The organism is Histidinibacterium lentulum, assembly GCF_003789055.1.
GTDB lineage: Bacteria > Pseudomonadota > Alphaproteobacteria > Rhodobacterales > Rhodobacteraceae > Oceanicola > Oceanicola lentulus.
Genome location: NZ_ML119085.1, coordinates 285,959 through 305,852 on the forward strand (window position 1 = coordinate 285,959; position 19,894 = coordinate 305,852).

The following is a 19,894-nucleotide window of genomic DNA, read 5'->3' on the forward strand; positions in this document are numbered from 1 at the left end:
CTAGCCGAAGAACGCCGCGAAGCGGTCGAGGAAGGACCTGGCGGCGCCGCCCCAGGCGATCCGGTCCGCGGTGTCCGTTTCCCCGGCCTCGTGCGTTGGTCCGGTCTCGGGCGGCGGCACCGGGGCGCCATGGGCCTTCAGCGTCAGCGCCGTGTCGGGATCGACGAAGCTGCCCGTCGCCTCGTCCCAGACGAGGGAGGCCGGCATCGACGCGCGGGTGCCGGGTTCCAGCACATCCGACATGACGTGGCCAGGCTCGGGGGCGGGCAGATGGGTGAAGCCGAGCGTGTGCCCGAGCTCGTGCAGCAGCACCGTGTAGAGGTCCATCGCCCCCTCGGCGCCGCTGCCCGGCGTCGCGCGGAGGACTCCGTCCGCATCGGGCGCGAAGGCGGTGCTGGCGGCAGGCTGGACGTCGACGAACCAGCCGTGTCCGGCGGCGTCCACGTCCACCGTGATCAGCGTGCCCGCCGCGGTCCCGAGGCTGTCGCCGGAGAGATCCTCCACCGTGACCCGCGCCGCCTCCAGGATCGCAAGCTGCGTCGCGTTCAAGGCCCCCGTCGCGCGCCAGGCCTCGCGCGCCGCGTCGAGCATGAAGCTCGCCTCGGCCGGGCGGAGAGCGGTCTGCGCGCCCTCGCCGCTGGCCGGAGTGGCGGCGGTCAGGTGGGCGTGGTGATGGGTCGCGGTCACCAGCGTTCCGTAGTTCAGCGTCACGTCGGGGCCGGGCCCGGTGTTCCAGGTCGGGCCGTGGTCCGGCGCCTCGCCGTTGGCGTTGCCGTCGACCGCGTAGAACCGGGTCGGCTGCGTGCCACCCTTGATCGACACGCCGAGCACGGTGTCGCCCGCGTCGAGCACATGCACCTCCTCGAGGATGCCGTGCAGCAGGTCGTCGAACTCGTCGTCGAGATCCTGGCTCGCCTTCGAGGTGAAGCCGTCGACCTTCACCGCGTAGTCGACATGTCCGTCGCCATCGCGGTCGAAGTAGATCACCACGTTCGAGATGTCCTGTTTCCAGGTCTCGAAGTAGCCGCCCTTGCCATGGTCGTCGTCGTCGCCCTTGCCGTGGTCGTCGTCGTCGCCCTTGCCGTGATCGTCGTCGTCGCCCTTTCCGTGATCGTCGTCGTCGCCCTTTCCGTGATCGTCGTCGTCGCCCTTGCCGTCGTCCGGGTCATGGACCGGCGGCAGGTCGTCGCAATGGGGCGCGGGAACGCTGTCGATGAAGCCTGCCACCTTGGCCCGGAGCGGCTCGCCCGGCGCATCGTCCCGGACGAAATCGAGCCGGTCGAAAGCGGCGGCGAAGGCCGTCAGAACCTCGGTGATATAGGCGTCGCGGTCGTCCGGGTGCAGGTCGTTCTGTTCCCGCACCTTGTCCTTGTGGCTGCCGGACAGGTGGTCGTGGCCCGGCCCGCCGACCAGCACGTTGTTCACGCCGCCCGCGGTGATCCGGTCGTTGCCCGCGCCGCCGAAGAGCACGTCGCCGGTGCGGGAGTCGGGGACCCAGATCTTCTCTGTCTTCCAGTAGCCCTTCTTCTTGTTCTGCTGGACCCAGACCTTCTCTTCCTTCCAGTACCCGCCCGAGAGACCGTTGCCACCGCCGTGGATCACGTCGTTCCCGGCCTCGCCGTCGATCAGGTCGATCCCGTGGCTGCCGTGGATCACGTCGTTTCCGTCGCCGCCGAGGATGACATTGTAGACCGGCTTGTGGGGATGGCCGTGGTCGTCGTCGTCGCCCTTGCCGTGATCGTCGTCGTCGCCCTTGCCCTTGCCGTGGTCGTCGTCGTCACCCTTGCCGTGGTCATCGTCGTCTCCATAGTCGCCGTGGCCGCTCCCGGCCTTGAGCCAGTCGTCGCCCGCGCCGCCGTCGATGAAGTCGTTGCCGCCGCGGCCGTCGATCCGGTCGTCGCCGGCGAGGCCCAGAAGGACGTTGTTGCGGTCGTTCCCGGTGATCCGGTCGGCCTTCTGGGTGCCGACCACGTCCTCGATGGCATTGCCATAGAACAGCGTCAGGACCGAGCCGATGTCGCCCTTGACCACATGCCCGTCGACCGTCTGGGTGCCCGACTTCGAGATGTCGAGGTCAATGCCGCCGCCGGTGTAGCGGCTGTAGTCGAGCTTGTCCCCGGTGTCGCGGTGGAATTCCGCGGGCGCGGAGCGCCAGTCTGCGCCCTTGCCGTGGTCGTCGTCGTCGCCCTTGCCGTGGTCGTCGTCGTCGCCCTTGCCGTGGTCGTCGTCATCGCCGTGGTGGCCGTGGCCCGGCTTGTCGCCCGCCTCCACTACATAGTCGATGCCCAGCCGGTCGCCCGCGAAGACATAGGTGTCGTCGCCTTTCTGGCCCCACATGAAGTCGCTGCCGCGTCCGCCCTCGATCACGTCGTCGCCGCCGATCTCCGGCGCCAGCAGGATCACGCCCTTCACCGCGAAGGGATCGAAATGGAAGCTGTTGCCGAAGTCGTTGTGCCAGGCGCCGTTCACGCCGGCATAGGGATTGCCCTTGCCGTTCGAATGGCCGGCATGGTTGCCCTGTCCCTCGCTGCCGCGCACCGTCTTCTCGAGGCCGATCACCTGGCCCTCGAACAGGATGATCCGGGCGTTGTCGCCGAGGAGCACGTCGTCGCCGTCGCCGCCGTTGATCCTGTCGGCGCCGTCGCCGCCGACGACGACATCGCCGTCCACGCCGGTGTGGATCGTGTCGTTCGCATCGAGCGCGCCGCGCGGTTCGGCAACGATCTCGAAGACCTCGCGCTTGAAGACGCGGATCTGACCCTGGTCGCCCAGCACGCGGTCGCTGTCATGGTCGCCTTGCGGGACGATGTCGTCCTTGTTGGCGCCGCCGACGATCTGCAGTCCCGACACGGCGGGCACGCCGCCGTCCGGTTTCTTGCCCTTGTACGTCGACCAGTGGCCCCACTTCAGCGGCTCGAGATGCGGGTCGGGCTCGTCGATGCGGATCGAGAAGCTGTCGCCGGTCACGTCCTTGAAGACGATCACGTTTGCGGGCCGGTCCGGGTTCGCCGGATCGTAGGCCACGAACTGGCCGTCGAAGGTGAAGCCCTTCGGATCGCCCACGTTGCCCCCGTCGCCGTTCAGCGTCACGAGCCGGAACGAGGCGCCGCGGGCGGCGTCCTGATCCTCGCCGTCGATGTAGAGATAGACGTCGTAGGGGCCGTCTCCGACCGCGTGGGACACGCGGGACACGTCGATGCCGAGAACCGACTTGCCGGTGGCGGTGACATAGCCGTTCATCATCCGGCCGTTCTGGGTGTCGGGGTCGATCTGGGCGTGGTCGTCGACCTTGGCGGGCCGCGCCTTGTGCGGGTCGTCGAGGTCCTGGCCCACGGTGATCTTCACCCCGTCCTTCGTCACCAGCGTCTCGGCGCGGGGAGTGTGGGGATGATGATGCCCGTGACCCTTGCCGTGGTCATCGTCGTCGCCCTTGCCGTGGTCGCCCTTGCCCTTCCCCTTGCCTTTTCCGTGGTCGTCGTCGTCGCCCTTGCCGTGGTCGTCGTCGTCGCCGTGGGGGTCGGCCTTGCCGTCGTTGTCGAAATTGTACCAGCCGTCCGCCGCGACATAGCCGAGGGTGCCCTCGACGAAGCCTTCCTTCACCCCGCTGGCTAAGTTGATGCTGACGGTGCGCAGGTCGTCGCCCGAAAGCGCGTCGTCAACACCGTTGCGCGGGCCGTTGTCCCCGGTGTCGATGCAGTCGGCCCCCTGCCCGCCCAGCACGGCGTCGTTACCGTTGCCGGTCAGGATCAGGTCGTCCCAGGTGAAGCCCTCGCCCTCGGGTCCGGTCAGCGTCTCGAGCTCGCGCAGCTCGCCCAGGGTGCCCGGGGTGCGGGGGACATCGACATTGCGGAACACCGGATAGGCGCGGCCGACGATCTGCACGCCCGAGACCACGGGCGCACTCTTGGTGGGCCACTTCGACCAGGGCACGTCGATGGTGATGACGAGCTTTCCGTCCTTCATCGTCGCCGCGCCCACCACGTTGCCCGGATCGGGCGCATGGGGATCGGTGCTGGAGGCGAAGACATAGCTGCCGTCGAAGGTCGCGCCTTTCGGGTCGGCGAGATAGACCTTGCCGTCATGGCCGATGCGGACGATCCGGACGCTGTCGCCCGTCGGGTCGGTCTTGCCGTTGTCCGCGTCGAGATAGACGTAGACGTCGTAGCTGCGGAAGTGGGTGCGCAGGCCCTCCACGGTGACGGTGATGCCCTTCTGGGCCTTGCCGACGAGATAGCCCTCGAACAGCCGGTCGTCGTCGGTCAGCGGGTCGATCTGGTCATGGGTGTCCACGCCGCCGGCATGGTGATGGCCGTGATCGTCGTCATCGTCGCCCTTTCCGTGGTCGTCGTCGTCGCCCTTGCCCTTGTCGTCCTTCCCCTTCCCCTTTCCCTTGCCGTGGTCGTCGTCGTCGCCCTTTCCATGGTCGTCGTCGTCGCCCTTGCCGTGATCGTCGTCGTCCCCGTGACCGTCGTCATGGCCGTGGCCCGTGGCCTCCCAGGAGACGCGGATGTTCTCGAACACGGTGTCGGTCTCGTCCGTCACCCATTCGCCGCGCTGGTCTCCATAGGTGTCCTTGCCGCCCTCGAGGTTGATCCAGCCCGCCGCGCGCGGCGCCGGCGCGTCGGAGACGCTCTGCGCCGTGCCGGCCTCGCCGAGGACCTTCGTCGTTCCGGTGGCGCCGTTGAAGTTGAACGACAGCACGGCATATTCGCCGCCGCTCGGATCGGCCTCCGAGGCGGGGGCGAAGGGCACCTTCTCGGTCCTGATCCGCTCCGGCGTCAGCAGGAAGGTCGCCCGGCCGTTGTCGCCGAACACCGCGTCGTAATCGAGATGTCCGACATCCGGGTCGCCGCCCGCGTCGATGTAGTCGTTGCCGTGCCCGCCGAAGACCACGTCGTCGCCGCCGCCGGTCCTGATGCCGTCGTTGCCGCCCACGTCGAGGAAGATGCTCTCGGCCCGGTCGATGGGATAGGACCGCCCGACGATCTGCAGCCCCGACAGCACCGCGCGGTTCTGATCGTCGTCCCAGTGCTGCGGCACCTCGATGCGCAGGACCAGCGTCGTGTCGGTGAGCCCGGTCGCCGCGACGGTGTTGCCGGTCTGCGCGATGCGCGGATCGTCGCCCTCGACGCGGACATAGGCGCCGTTGAAGGTGTTGCCCTTGGGATCGTTAAGCCAGACCTTGCCGTCCTGGCCGATGCGGATGAGCCGGACGCTGTCCCCGGACTTCGCCGTGTCGTGGTTGTCGGCGTCGAGATAGAGATAGACGTCGTAGCTCTGGTAGTGGTCGCGCAGGCCGGTCAGCGTGACCTCGATGACCTGCTTGTCCTTGCGGGTCGAAAGATAGCCCTCGAACAGCCGGTCGTCCTGCGTCACCGGATGGAGCTGGCTGTGGCTTTCGACATGGGCGTTGGTCGTCTGGCCGTGCGGAGGCCCGTAACCATGCGGGTGGCCATGCGGCGGCCCGTAGCCATGCGGGTGGCCATGGCCATGATCGTCGTCATCGCCGCGGCCGTGGTCGTCGTCATCGCCGTAGCCGTGCCCGTGGTCGTGATGCGGATGCCCGTGCTCCTCCTCCACGACGCGCCAGCCCAGGGTGATGCCCGGAACGATGGTGCCGTTCTCGTCGGTCACCAGCTCGTGCCCGCTGTCGCCGAAGAGCCCGCTGCCTCCGTCGAGATTGATCCAGCCCGGGGCGCGCGGCGCGGGGGCGTCGGAGGCCGACGTGCCCGTGCCGGCCGTGCCCGAGACGGTCCGCGCATGGTCCTTTGCCCCGAAGTTGAAGCTGAGGATGGCGAATTCCTCGCCGGTGAGGTCGTCCTGCGACGGCGGGCGGAACGCGGCGGTGCCGTTCAGGGTGACGCGCCCGAAATCCCCGAAGACGATGTCGCGCACATGATCGCCGCCGTCGGTGTCGATCCAGTCGTCGCCGCCGCCGCCCATGACGATGTCGCGCCCGGACCCGCCGAAGATCATGTCGTTGCCGCCGCTCGCCGGGTCGGTGGCGATCACGGTGGTGACGAGGCGCAGCTCGGTGGTCTGGATGCGCTGGAGCGCGTCGGGCGGCAGGTTCGGGTCCTCGACCAGCATGTCGACCCGGCCCTTGTCGCCGAAGATGATGTCGCGCTGCGCCTCGCCGCCGAGCGGACCGCCGCCCACGGTTCCCGGGCCGTCGCCGTAGAGCGTGTCGTTGCCCGCCACCAGCGTGTCGCGCACGGGCGAGGGTTCGGGCTGGAGCGTCGTGCCGTCCGAGGCGACGTTGCGTACCGTGGGCGCGGGGCTCGCGTCGGTCGACGGGATCGTCAGCGCGCGGGTCAGGATGTCTATGTTGATGCCGTTGTCGCCGTAGATATGATCGACGCCGCGCTGGCCGTAGATCGTGTCGTCCCCCGAGCCGCCCGCGAGATGGTCGCCCGCCTGGCTGCCGATGATCAGGTCGTTGCCGCCGCCGCCATAGGCCACGAAGCCCACGGTCGGCAGCTCGTCGTCCGACAGGCCCGCGAACAGGGCCGAGGCGTCGATCACGTCGTTGCCGTCGAAGTCGTAGGGATTGGCAAGCGGGAAGATCCACCGGTTGTCCTCGTTCTGCCCCTCGGGGAGCAGCGGGAACGGGTCGAAGGGCTTCATGCCGAAATCGTAGCCCAGCACGGACCCGGGCTGGCCGGCGTACCAGTTGCCGTCCTGTGTCGTGTCGCCCAGCACCACGAGCGGGCTGTCGGAGCCGGCGCCGCCGGTGATGATGAAGGTATCGCCGCCGATCAGGATGCCCCCGTCGAAGAGAGGGTTGAACCCGGACAGGGTCACCACGCCTTCGAGCGGCAGGCCGAAGACCTCGCTTTGCAGGGTGATCGTGTTGCCGTCGATCGCGGTCACCAGGATCTTGCCCGGCAGGCCCTCCATCGTGACCTCCTGGCCCACGAAGAAGCCAAGCTCGGTCCAGTCGCCGTCGATGGTGAAGGTGGCGGTGTCGCTGTCCTTCTTGCAGTCGCAGTCGAAATCCACCTCGATCTCGACGGTCACGATCCGGGGCGTGGAGACGTGGATCTCGCAATTCTCGAGATGCCCCTCCTGCGACAGAGGCGGCCCGGCAAGGACCAGCGTCGCGCCGGTGCCCCAGCCGGCGAAGGCGCCTTCGGGGATCGGCACGCCGTCCGCGTCAACCATGGCGATGATCTGGCGGGTGAAGACCTCCTCGCCGATCTGCACGAACTGGCCGACCTTGAATCCGTCCGAGGCCCAGTCGAGCCCGTCGATCCGGGTCAGCTTGCTGACGCCGTCGATGCCCGTGTCGTTCTGGGCAAAGAGCTTGGCGCAGAGGGCGAGCGGCGTGTTGCCGCCGCCGTGGACCACGGTCAGCCCGCCATGGGGACCCTGGACCGAGAGGGTCAGCGCAAGCGCCGCGCTGTCGGACAGGTCGGCGCCGTCCACGATCATGGTCCGCCCGTCGTCGGTGATCTCGCGCAGGCGGACGTTCTGGGTCTTTCCGTCGCCCACCATCTGCACGAGGTGCCCGGCGAGGAAATGGTCGCCGCCCCAGGTGCCCCCGTCGCTGCGGGTGATGGTGGTCAGCGTCAGGGGCGTGCCGTCGAGGTCGGTCGTCACCTCCGAGGAGACGGCGAAGGTGCCCGACGACTCCACCAGCGGATCGACCGCCTCGAGACGGATGTCCCCGGTCAGGGCGGGCAGCGGCGCGCCCTCGAGCACGAGGATGGAATTGTCGTTCGGGTCCTGCCCCTCGGGGGTCACGCGGTCCTCCACCGCGACCACGGTCCAGCTGCCCTCGGCGCCGTCGATGGTCACCGCCTGGCCGGGCAGGAAGCCCAGGGCCAGCCAGTCGATCCCGTCGCGGCTGATCGTGCCGCCGGTGGCGGTGGCGGTGATCTCGAAGGTGCCGCGCGTGTCGATGCCCGCCACGTTGTTCAGCGTGCCCTCGATGTCCATGCGGTCGTTGCCGCGGCCCAGCATGACGTTGACCACCTCGATGGTGCTCTCGCCCGCGCTGGTGTCGAAGCCGTCCGGCCCGAAGGTGATCCGGCCCCAGCTGATGCCGCCGGGAACCTGCGCGCTCTCGCCGAAGAAACCGCCCGCCGCCGGGCCGAAGTCGAGCGCGTTCGCCATCCCGTAGCCGGTCAGCGTCGTCTCGGTCATCGTGCCGACGCCGTTCTCGACGCTGCCGTCGTTGAAGATGTTCAGCACGTCGATCTGCTGGCTTTCGGGCGGCTGCTGGCCGATGGCCAGAAGGAAGCCGTCGGCCTCGCCGGGCAGCTTCAGCCCGTTCTGAAGGCTGCGGTCGGCGCCGGTCACGCCGCCCTCGACCTGGAGCGGGCCGCGCAGTTTCGAGAGCACATGGGTGGAGGCGGGGAAGACCCTGGCGCCCTCGCGGGTGATGGGCGTCGTGAACTCCGCATCGGCACGCAGGGTGATGCTCCGGGCGACGAAGTAGTCGGCTCCGGTGAAGGTCACCTGAGCCGCGATGCGCACCACGCGGATCTGGTCCGGCGCGGCGTCGGTCAGCCAGTCGGGCAAGGTGTCGCCGGTGATCTGCAGCGTCTCGTCGAAGGTGCCGTTGAGGCCGCGGATCAGCTCGATCTTCGCGTCGAAGCTGTTCGCGGGGTTGGCGAGGTCGGAGATCCGCACCCACTGGCCCTCGAGGAACCCGTCCGCGAGCCAGCCCGAGCCGTCGGCGCGGGTGATCTGCGGCCCGCCGAGGGCGCCGGGCTCGAAGGCATGGGTCACCGTGCCCTCGTAGAGGCCGATGCGCGCGAGGTCGGAGAGGACGGCCGTGTCGCTCTGCGCGGTGCCCGGGGCGGCGAAGGTCCCGGCCAGGGTGATCGTGGTCTGTGTCACCGAGGCGATGAGGTAATCCCCGTCGAAGCCCGCGCCGACATTGCCCACCCGGATCAGGTCGCCCGCGGCGAAGCCTTCCTCGATGAAGGAGCCATAGAGATCGGCCACGCCCGCACGGGTGACGACGCCGACGCCGCCCGCATTGGCGAGGCTGGCGGCGCCCAGGTACTGCTGCGTGGGCCTGAGGCCGCCGATCTCGGCATAGTCGGCGCTGGTGATCGCCACGCCGTCTATGGCCACCACGTCGGCCAGGCCATCGGTCAGGATCGCCACATCGACACTGGCGCCGCCCTCCGGCGCGCCCGTCAGGCGGATCGTGTAGTCGTCGGAGGTGGTTTCGTCCGCCGCCGTCGCCGGATCGTCGCGGACGATCAGAGTGCTGCCGCCCGATTGCTGCACAAGCGCGCCGGGGGAGTCGTTGTCGTGGACGCGCACCTCGACCACACCCTGTTCCGAAAGCAGGTTCGGGAACGTGAAGGCCTCGTCCGTGGTGGCGGGGTCGTTGAGAAAGCGGATCACCGCGCCCCGCACATCCTCCACCCGCGCATCGTCGCGGGCGGCCACATCGAGCAGGAACGGGGTATCCCAGTTCGCGCTGGTGAAGGTCAGGCGGAGCTGTCCGTCCGTCCCGATGGTGGCCCGGCTGTCGGCCGTGGAGACGCGCACCTGCGCATCCGCCTCGGGATCGAGCGCGACATGGACCACGACCTGCGTTCCCGGTGCGGGCCGCGAGGCAAGTTGCACCAGCATCTGGTCGGTCAGCTGCGTCGTCGCATCGCCCTCGATCACCGTAGCGCGACCGTCCTCGACAAAGGCGCCGGTCGCGGCGTCGTAGCTGCCCGGCTCGATCTGCACGACCTGCACGCCGGGCGTGTCGTTGTCGCGGACCGTCACCTCGACGTTGCGCACCGCCGCGCCGTCATAGGCGGCGACGTTCGAGATCACCGTGTGCTGGGTCACCGTGACCCGGTCGCCCTCGGACCGCGGATCGTCGGGGGCGTAGACGAAGACCGTCTGCGCCGTGTTCCAGTTGGTCGCGTCGAACCTGAGCACGATGTTCCGGTCGGCGAAGCGGGTCGGCACGCCGTTGACAGTCACCAGGCGCGAGAAGTCGGCGTCGGTCGGGGCCGTGAGGGACACCGGCGCGGCGGCGGAAAGCCAGACGCTGTCGCCGGGTCCGTTCTGCAGCCCTTCCGGGTTCAGCAGCGTGTCGTCCTCTTCCTCCTGCGAGGTGCGCGCGGCGGAGACGGTGACATAGACCACCTCGTTGCCGGTCAGCGCCTGGGTGAGGGAGACGGTGTAGCTGTCGACGGCGGTGGCGCCGCCGCCCTCGCGGACGGCGGTGAACCCGTCCGACTCCTCGATCACGACGATGCCCTGCGTGGCGTCGGCGACAGTGTAGTCGAAGCCGTCGATGAGCAGCCCGTCATAGAAGGGATCGTCGGAGCGCACGATGTGGTTGACCGCGCCGGCCTCGCCCTCGAGCTCGCGGGTCACGATGTCCTCGACCACGTCGCCGGTGACATTGATCGTGTCGGACCCGAGCCCGCCGATCACCCGGTAGAGCACGCCGAAGGCGGTGGACTGCACGAAGAACTCGTCGTCGCCCTCGAGACCGTCGATCTCGATCACCTCGACGCCCGCGTAGCGCACGTTGACCCCGGCGCCGAAGATGGCCTCGTCGGTGATGACGAAATCGTCGGCGAATTCCGTGCCGAGAACGACGACCTTGTCGAAACCGGTCCCGCCCTCGATCGCGACGGGTGCGTTGATGTTGTACTGCACCTCGTCCGCACCGCCCCCGGCGCGCACGTCGATGGGTCGGTCGGTCGAGAATCCCGCCGCGCCGATGATCGGCAGGGCAACGCCGTTCGCGTCGGTCAGGATGTCGCCGTTCTCGTCGGTCTGCGCCAGGGCGAAGGCGCGGATGGTGAAGATATCGTTGTCGTCGCCGCCCTCCAGCCGCAGTTCGGCCTGGTTCGAATAGACCGTGAACTGGTCGTTGCCGGTGCCGCCCTCGACCACCAGCGGCGCCGAGGTGCCCGCCGACAGGTAGCCGCGCGTGGTGGCGACGAGGCTCTCGTCGCCGAACACGTCCTGGGGCAGCAAGAGGCCCTCTGCCTGGTTCCGCTTCAGGCCGAAGATCTGGCCGATCTGGATGCGGTCGTCGCCCGCGCCCGTGTCCACCGTCATCGCCACGGTCACGTCGTCGGAGAAGACCGCGTCATTGCCGCCCAGCGTCTGCACCGTCACCCGCCCGTTCAGCGCGCTGTCGTAGCCGATGCGCTGCACCTTGGCCGAGGCCTCGTTGGCGGTGATGACATCGCGATACCGCGCCTCGTCGCCATGGACGAAGGCGACGTAGCCCGGCTTGTCCGAGACACGGTCCAGGGCCCGGTCGCTGGGCAGGAAGGCCGCCCGGCGCAGGAGCACGATGTCGTCGGTGGCGTAGGCCTCGCCCGTCTCCGGGTCGATGCCGTTCAGGGCGCTGTCGTTGCCGAAGATGTCGAGCGTGTCCGCGCCGTCGTCCGGCGCGCCGCTGTCCAGCGCGTTGACGATGTAGTTCCGCGCGTCGGCCCCGTTGGAGCCCATGGTGTAGACCACATAGGAGTCGCTGCCGCCCTGGCCGTCGAGATTGAGCGTGTGGAGCGCATCCGCCCGGCCCAGCGCCGTCAGCGCGGCAAGCTGCGAGGGAGAGGTCTGGGTCGCGGTGTCCTGCAGGTAGTAGACCGCCAGCCGGTCCTCGCCCGCGCCGGCCTGGACCTGCGTGAGCGAGCCGATGAAGACATAGCCCGCGTCGCCCAGCGACGTGCCGCCCGCGATACCGGTGCTGTCCCCGAACTGGATGCTGTCCGCATCGTCGCCGCCGATCACGCGCAACCGGTGGACCGGGCTGGCGTAGCTCGGGCGGGCCGTGCCGATGGGCGCGCCGCCGGTCTGGCTGCCGAGGGTCACCACGGCGCCCGCGATCAGGCTGCCGCGCAGGATCATGTTGGTGCCGAAGCCCGGGTCCGCGTCGTTCGAGTCGCCCTTGATGAGGATGTCCCGCGCCGCGTGGAGGAGGCTGTTCGCGCTCGTCTCGACATCGTCCCCGACCAGCAGCGTCACCTTGCCCTGTTCCGCGAGGATCGTGCCGTTCTCCAGCACCCGGTCCGCATCGGGCTGTCCGCCCGGCCCCCGCGCATTCGATTCCGCGAAGCGCGCGCTGCCGCTGGCGACGAGGTAGAAATCCTCGCCCTGGGCGGCGCTCTCGCGGACCTTCAGCGTGATGTCGCCCTCGAAGCTGTGCGCGAGCACCACCCGCAGATCGCCGGTGGTTTCCTCTAGCCAGATGTCGCCGGTAGCCTCGACGCCCACGTCGTCGCCGCCGGCCTCGATGCCTGCGCCTGCAGGACCGCTCCGGCCCGCGTCGGCGGGGCCTGCCGGCGCGCGGCGGCTGTCGATGTCGAGGGAGTTGTTCTCCCTGCCGACGGTCGCGCCCTGGCCGTTGGCGTCGATGTCGATGCTCCGGCCGCGGACGTTGTCCGCCTCGCTGTCCAGCGCGTCGAGGATCGAGCCCGCCACGGTGCGCAGCGCCACGTTGCCCCAGGTGAAGACCTCGGCCACCGGCATGTCGCCGGTGAGCTCGTCGAGCCAAATTCCCCCGTTGACCGGCGCGGCCTCGTCATAGGCGCGCAGCACGCCCTCGCCGCGCGCGGCGGTGTTGATCTCGAGGAAGTTGTCCCGCGTGCCGATGCCGCCCAGCCCCTGCGAGCTCGTCGCGCCGAAGGTGACGCCCGACCACATGGTGATGTCGCGCCCGGCGGTGACGTCGATGGAGACGGCGCCGTCGGCATCCACGATCCGCCGCCCGCTGTAGAGCGTGACGTCGCTGTCGATCGAATGGATATGGCCCACCTGCATGTCGCCCAGGATCTCGGTCGCCGTGATGTAGCCGGCGGTGGTCAGGAAGATCTGGCCGACGTTCGAGGATGCCCCCTCGGACTGCGGTGCGCCGCCGGTCCAGGCCACATCTGTGTTGACCTCCAGGTTGACCGTCGTCGTGGGCGCCGCGAGCGTGCGGGCCGTGCCGTAGGGCGTGCCGCCGATCACGGAGGTGGCATAGCTGCGCGGCTCGCCGCGCGCGGGCGGCGAGGACAGATGGCCGATGTCGATGTCGTCGCCCGCCCGCACGAGGCCGAAGCGCCAGGTGGCATCCACCGTGCCCGTGACCGTGGTCCCGAAGGCGCGCGCGATGTTGGCATAGGCGGTCGGCGCCTCGTCGGGGCGGAAATGCACCGCGTAGGGGCCGCTCTGGGGATTGCCGGGCGTGCTCGCGATCGGCCCGCCGCCGAGCGGGTTCGACGGGGAGGGGTTGAAGAGGTTGACCTGGATCGCGCCGACCTGGGCCTCGTCGGTGCCGACCCGGGTGTCGTTGACCACCACGTCCACGTCGTCGCCCGCGCTCAGCCGCGCGATGTCGATGGCGAGCGGCTCCGCGATGGAGTCGCCGGTGCGGTCGAAGACATAGAGGTCGAGCGCCACGTCCTTCCGCGCATCGACCTGCACGATCTCCTCGTAGAGCCGGTTCTGCAGCGCCACGGGGGCGTTGTAGATCACGTCGTTGCCGCTCTCGTCGCGGATCACCAGCGGATAGATCGCGTTGACGGCAATGGTCGTCGGCGGGCCGCCGATCCCGCGGTACCGCACCAGCTCCACCGCGAGCGGACGCCGCGCGACGTCGTTGTCGGTGCTGCCGGTGAGGCCGGTCAGGCCGACGTTGCCGGTGTCGGCATTGACGTAGAACTCGTTGGTACGGATCAGCTCGAAGGCGGCATCCGCCCCCGCGAGGATGTCGCCGCGCTCGTTCTCGAGCAGGGTTATCCCCATGGGGTTGTCGATCAGGCCGTCCACGATCACGTTGCTGTCCGCGATCCCGCCGGGCTGGAGGTTGCGGATCTCGACCACCGTCCGCGCGAAACGGTTGAAGATGTCGAACTCGAAGGTCGGAGTGGCGTTCGCGGTGTTGTTGAAGTTGCGGAACGGGTTGTCGGGGTTCAGCGACACGTTGTTCGGCGTCTCGGGGCTGGCGTCATAGATACGGTCCACACGGATCTCGATGTCGCCCTGCGTGCCCGTGCCGAAGGGCGCGGTCGGGTCGATCAGGTTCGTGCGCAGGTCGAGGCTGCTGTTGTTGATCAGCCGGACGTAATCCCAGTTGCGCTGCATCTCGAAGAGGCCGCGGTTGCCCCAGATGCGGGCGTCCTCCTCATCGGCGATCGGCGTGGCGAAGAACTCCGCCGACCCGATGTCGTCGAAGACGAGATCGCGGATGTTGATCTCGGGAAGACCGGACAGGTCGGTGCCCGCCTTGAGGTCGGCGGCCGCCACGCCCACGATCTCGACGTTCACGATCTTCTCGATCACCCCGTCGGCGTTCACCACCAGCTCGGGATTGGGCTCGCCGAGCAGGATGACCCGGGCCTCCCAGAAGATGTCGCGCGCGAGGCCGGGATTGTTGCGCACCGGCTCGTCGTCCGCCGGGCCGATGTAGACGCCGCCCGCATCGCCGGTCGCCCGGTGGTTTCCGGCGCTGAAGCTGTCGCGCACGTCGACATCCAGCCGCCGCGTCTTGATCGTCGATTCCCAGAAGGCCTCGATCTTGCCGTCGTTGTTCAGCGTCGCCGTGCCGTTGGCGCGGGAATAGCCGCCGAGCGCGTAGAATCGCGCCTTGGACCGGGCGTTGTTGTCGGTGCCCGAATAGCGCGTCTCGAGCAGGACGTTCTGGTTGCCGGTGATGAACGCGCCGTTCTCGAGGATGACCTCGTTGTCGCTCTGCATCGTGGCGATGGACCGCGCCAGCGCCGCGCCGCCGACGCCACCGCCGACCGTGTCGGTATAGGCGCGGTTCTTCTGGGCGCCGATGTTCGAGGACAGGGTGACCCGCTCGGCCGTGAGGTCGGCCTGGCCCTTCAGCCGCACCTCGCTGCCGACGAACCCGCTGGCGTTGTTCACCGTCGAGGTAGCGTTGACGTCGGTTCCGGCCCCGAAACCGCCGCCATAGGCGCTGGAATCGCTGTCGCCCTTGTTGTCCACGCCGGTGCGGATGTCGATGTTGCCGCCGGCGCTGAGCGTGCCGTTGATCTCGATCTTCGTGCCGAAGTCGAGGTCCGAGGTCGAATCCGCCAGCAGCACGGCAATCGCGCCGCCCCCGTCGGAATCCGACCGGCTGAGCACGTCGCTGTCGAGGTTCGTGCGCACCGACAGATCGCCGAGCGAGGTGATGTTGGCGGTTCCGATGGAAATCGTGCTGGTGTTCCGTCCGAATGCGTCGGACTCGGCCCGCCCGAGCTGGAACGCCCCGCCGCCCGCGCCGCCCGCGACCGCGCCCGATCCCATCCGGCTGAAGGTGCCGATGGTGACGTTGCCTGCGGTCAGGTTGGCGTTGTCGTTGACCGTCAGGTTGGTCGTCACCCTGTGGCTGGAAATCGCCTTGGTCGTGCCGATGTTGACCGCGCCGCCGCCCGCGCCGGTGGAGGAGGCCGCCACCGTGCCGTCGACGCCCGAGGGCGCGGAGAATCCGACCGCGCCGCCGATGCCGTCGAAGCCGCCGCTGATGCCGGAGCCGAGGTCGAAGCGCAGCTCCTGCGTGCCCGTGCCGGTGGACTGGAAATCCACGCCCTCGAGACGGAAGCTGTGGCTGCCGCCTGTGAGGCCCTCGTCCGAGAAGGCGAGGGCGGAACCGCCGGTGGGCGAGTTCGAGAGCTGGAACGACCCGGGCTGCGCGTTGAAGATGTAGTAGGTCCGCCCGTCCACGAGCCCCGTCAGCGGCTCGTCCACGACGCGGCGGAGCGAATGCTCGTCGCCGTCGGCCCCCCGGAAGAGGTTGAGCGGCGCGGGCGGCACGAAGACATCGGGATCGGGCGCGGTGTCGATGAAGCCGAGAGCCGCGTTCAGCGACAGCGCGATGCGGAAGTAGTTCGCGCTCAGGCCGCCGTCATCGACGACGAAGACCCGCGTGCCGTTGGTGATCGTGCCGCCCGCATAGGCGATGCCCGGCCCGCGGTAGACCAGCTCCTGTCCCGCGGCGAAGCCGTGGTTCTCGATGTAGATGCGGTTCTGGAAATCGGTCGTCGCCACCACGCCGGTGGCCCCGATCGTCACGGTGGTGTCGATGAAGTTCCCCGCGAATTCCTGCGCCGGCGGCACGCGGTAGGTGACCGCCTGCCCGTTGCTGAAACCCGGGTTCGTCTCGATCGTGTTGCCGTTGATCGTCGTCCCGCGCGGCACCGTCAGCCCGGTGGTCGGCGCGCCGATGGCCCGTAGCTTGATCGTGTTCTCGTCGAGGACGATGACCTCGTAGGTCTGTCCGCTCACAAGCCCGGTGATCCCGCTGCCCGTGTAGATCACCCGGTCGTTGAGCTCGATCGCGGGCGTGTCGGGATCGTCGAAGGCGAAATTGTGATCCACGATGCTGATCGTGTCGTTCACCGTGTTCACGTTGCCCGCGGTGAAGGTCTCGCCCAGCGAGATCGCGGTGTCGGTGCGCCGGATCACGCTGTATTCGCGGCCCTGCTGGAGCCCGCCCGCCGTCGGGCCGGTATAGGTGACCTGCGATCCCGATTGCAGCAGGTGCGGCAGCGCGAAGTTGATGGTGTCGCCGGTCACGCTCTGGATCGTGCCGTCGGAGACCTGCGATCCGCCCGCGTTGTGGTTCGCCGAGAGCGTCAGGGTCCCGCCGGCCGTGATGTCGTCGGCCCCGCCCACCGCGAAATCGAGCGTCGCCGTCGCCTGCGCCGTCGGATTGAGGGAACTCACGTTCACAAAGCCGCCACCGGCAGAATTCGTCACGGAATCCGCATCGCTCGTCAGGTTCGCTGAGACGTTGATGTTGCCGCCGAGCCGCATGACGCTGCTCTCGCCGCCGAAACGGACGGTCTGCGTGGTGGTGGTGGTGGCGGCGATCCTGTTGCCGGAGCCCGTGACCTCGACGTTCACGAGCCCGCCGCCCGCACCCTTCACGGTGGTCAGGGCGCTCGCCTGCGTTTCAGCCAGCACATTGAGATTGTTCGCACTGTCCGCGACCCCGCGGTCCACGTCGCCTTCGAACTTCACCGTGGTCGACCCGCCGGTCGTGACATCGACGGTGGCCGTCGAGACCCGGACGAGACCGCCGCCCGCGCTGCGCACCGATCCGAAGGAGTCATTGGAATGGCGGCCGGCGATGTTGATGTTGCCGCCGTCCGAGGTCAGCGACATGCCCGAGCCGACCTCGAGACGCAGCACCGAGGCGGCGTTGACGTCGATATCCGCCGTCGAGACCGTCACGCCGCCGCCGCCCGCGTTGTTGGCGTTGCCGATGGCGCCGAAGCCGTCGAAGCTGCCGCCCTGCGTGGTCCGGAAGGTGGTGCCGTAGTTCAGCTCCGCCGTCAGATTGACGTCGCCATCGGCGAAGATGCTGCCGTTCGTACCGGTCGTCAGGGTGCTCTGGGCAAGGAAATCGGAATCCGCCCGGGCGGTGCCCACGTTGACGAATCCGCCGCCCGCCGCGTCGGCCGAGGCGATGGACTTGCCGTCGAGATTGACGAGCATGTCGACATCGCCGCCGTTCCGCGCCTCGATATCGACGTTGTTGCCGATCCGGCCCGTTGCCTTGGCCTCGTTCAGCGCGGTCGTCTTCGTCGTGGTGACGTTGCCGAGGAGGCTGAACCCGGTGGCCGTGGCGGTGGAGGTGACGGTGCTCGACAGGGTGGAGACCGCCTCGATCCCCGTCGCGCCGGTGGTGGTGACCTTGGCGCCGGTGCCGCCCGACACGGCGCCGATGCGCACGTTGGCGCTGCCCCGGTCCTCGGCGCGGCTGTCCATGCTCTGCAGCGAGAAGACCACCGATCCGCCGCCGCTGGCGGTGGCGCCGGTCGCGCTGTGGGTGCCCTGGGCCCGCATCAGGACGTTCGCCGCCGCGATCTCGCCGCCGTCGCCGATGGCCGCGGTGGTGTCCGCGGCGATCACCGTGGCGACCGTCGCCTCGGCGAAGTTCACGACGCCGGCGCCCGATCCGATGAAGGAGGTCGGCGCGGCCTTGGGCGCCGCCACGGCGCGCAGCGTCAGATCGCCGCTCAGGACGAGCGTCGCCCGGTCGCCCACCTCGGCCACGGTGTCATGCCCGTCGCGGGCGAGGATGGTGGTGGTGGTGACCGCCGCCAGAAGCGCGCCCGACCCGTTCCGGATGTCGGATTTCGCCTTGGTCCTCGATTCCGCATCGAGTGTCACGAAGGCGGCGCGGATCTCGGTATCGTCGCCGACCGCGGCGCGGGTCGCCGAGACCGAGGTCTCGGGCCGTCCGGCGACGCTGCCGACGATGGCCTCGGTCTTCAGGTCCTGCGCGGTGATCCCGCCCGCGCCCGTCCCGCCGGACATGGAGGCATCGGCAAGCGCCTCGGCGTCGACGCTGCTGTCGGCCGGATCGGTGTTGTCGGGGGTCGTGCGCGCCGTGGCGACCAGCCCGCCCGAGAGCGTGACCTTGCTGCCGTCGCCGACGATGGCCTCGGTCTCGCGGCTGCCCAGCGCCACCGGCGTCAGCACCGACACCGTCCCGAGCAGCGCGCCGCTGCCGCCGGTGATGAAGGCCCGCGCCTGCGCGCGCGCCTCGCTCGCGTCGAGGGTGATGCTGTCGGCGGTCAGGTCGGCCATGCGGCCCACCGCCGCCCGGGTCGTACCGGCCATCGTCGCCAGCGCCGTGACCTCGGACACCGACAGGCCCAGGGCGATGGAGACATTCTCCGATTCCGCCCGCGCCAGGCTGCGGCCCACCGCATCGACATCCACAGATCCGGCAATGGAGATCACCGCCACGTCGTTGATCGTCGAATCGACCTGGTGGCCGAGATAGGCCTCGACCGTGTTCGTGACATTGGCCACGGGCTTGAGGACGTTGACATCGGCGACGCCGGACAGGCTCAGAGCGAAGAGATCGCTGTCGGCGACCGCGTCGCCGTCGGCGTAGAGCCGCAGGTCCGGCCCCTTCAGGTCGAGCCCGTCGCCTGCGAAGGCCCGCGTCGCCCCGCCGGCATTGGCCGTGGGCCGGAACGCGTTGACGGTGACCCCGAGAGAGCCGCCGCCGCCGTCGATATCCGCGATGGCGTCGATGTCGGACCAGGCCTCTACCGTGAGAGGCACCTGCGTGCCGGTGATGTCGATATCGGCATCGGGATTGCCGGCGCCCGCCGTGTTGGTGGGTGCGCCGAGGAAGGCCTCCACCACGCCGTTCGTCGTCGCCTCGGGTTCCAGATCGGTCACCGTGGCGAGGAAGGAGATGCCCACGGCAAAGGCCTTTGCCTCCGCCTTCTGGATCACGCGGTCCGCCTCGGTGCCCGCGCTGACCGAGAGGCTGCCCGCGTCGATGTCCACGCCCTCGCGCACATAGGCGCGCACGGCGCCCGTCACCTCGGCGACCGGCTTGAACACCGACACGGTGACAGAGCCGAAACCGCCGCCCTTGGCCTGCGCCAGCGCGGTCATGGTGCTGTCCGCGATGATCGTCACGGCGCCAGTGCCCACGTCGATGCCCATGGGGATACCCGAGGCGATGAAGCCGTCCGGCGTGGCGTCGCCATCGCCGTCGTCGGCACCTGCACCGGCGAAGGCCTCCGTCCGGCTGGTGATCCGCGCGGTGGTGTTGGAGATTGCCGCGGTGATGCCCAGCGAGGCCGCGACCACGTCGCTCCTGGCGGTGGCCTCCTCGGTCGAGCTGGCGCTGATCGCGACGCCCGCCGCGTTCACCTGCTGGCCCTGACCGACATAGGCGAACGTCCTGCCGTCCACCAGCGCGTCGATCCGCGAAGAGGCGGCCCCCGCCAGGAGGCCGAAGCCCCCGGCGAAGTTGTCCGCCACCGCCCGCAGGGTCGAGGTCGCGGCGAGGTTCAGCTGCTTTCCGAGAAGGTCGACCGTTCCCAGCGCCGTCACCGGCGCCCCGTCGCGGGTGCCCACATAGGCCGCCGTCTCGCGCGTCACGACCGCGTCGAAGGCGGTCAGCGCCGCCCCGATGCCGAGCCCCGCCGCCACGGCCGTC

General features: G+C 69.3%; 1 protein-coding gene (only partly in view). It reads right to left on the reverse strand.

Features of this window, described 5'->3' with window-relative positions:
- Positions 1 to 19,894: the 3' portion of an LEPR-XLL domain-containing protein gene (locus tag EAT49_RS12135; protein ID WP_185020737.1), read on the reverse strand. Its footprint extends 17,009 nt past the window's final position; 19,894 of the gene's 36,903 nt are visible here — the last part of the coding sequence; the start codon falls outside the window, past its right edge; the stop codon is at positions 1 to 3.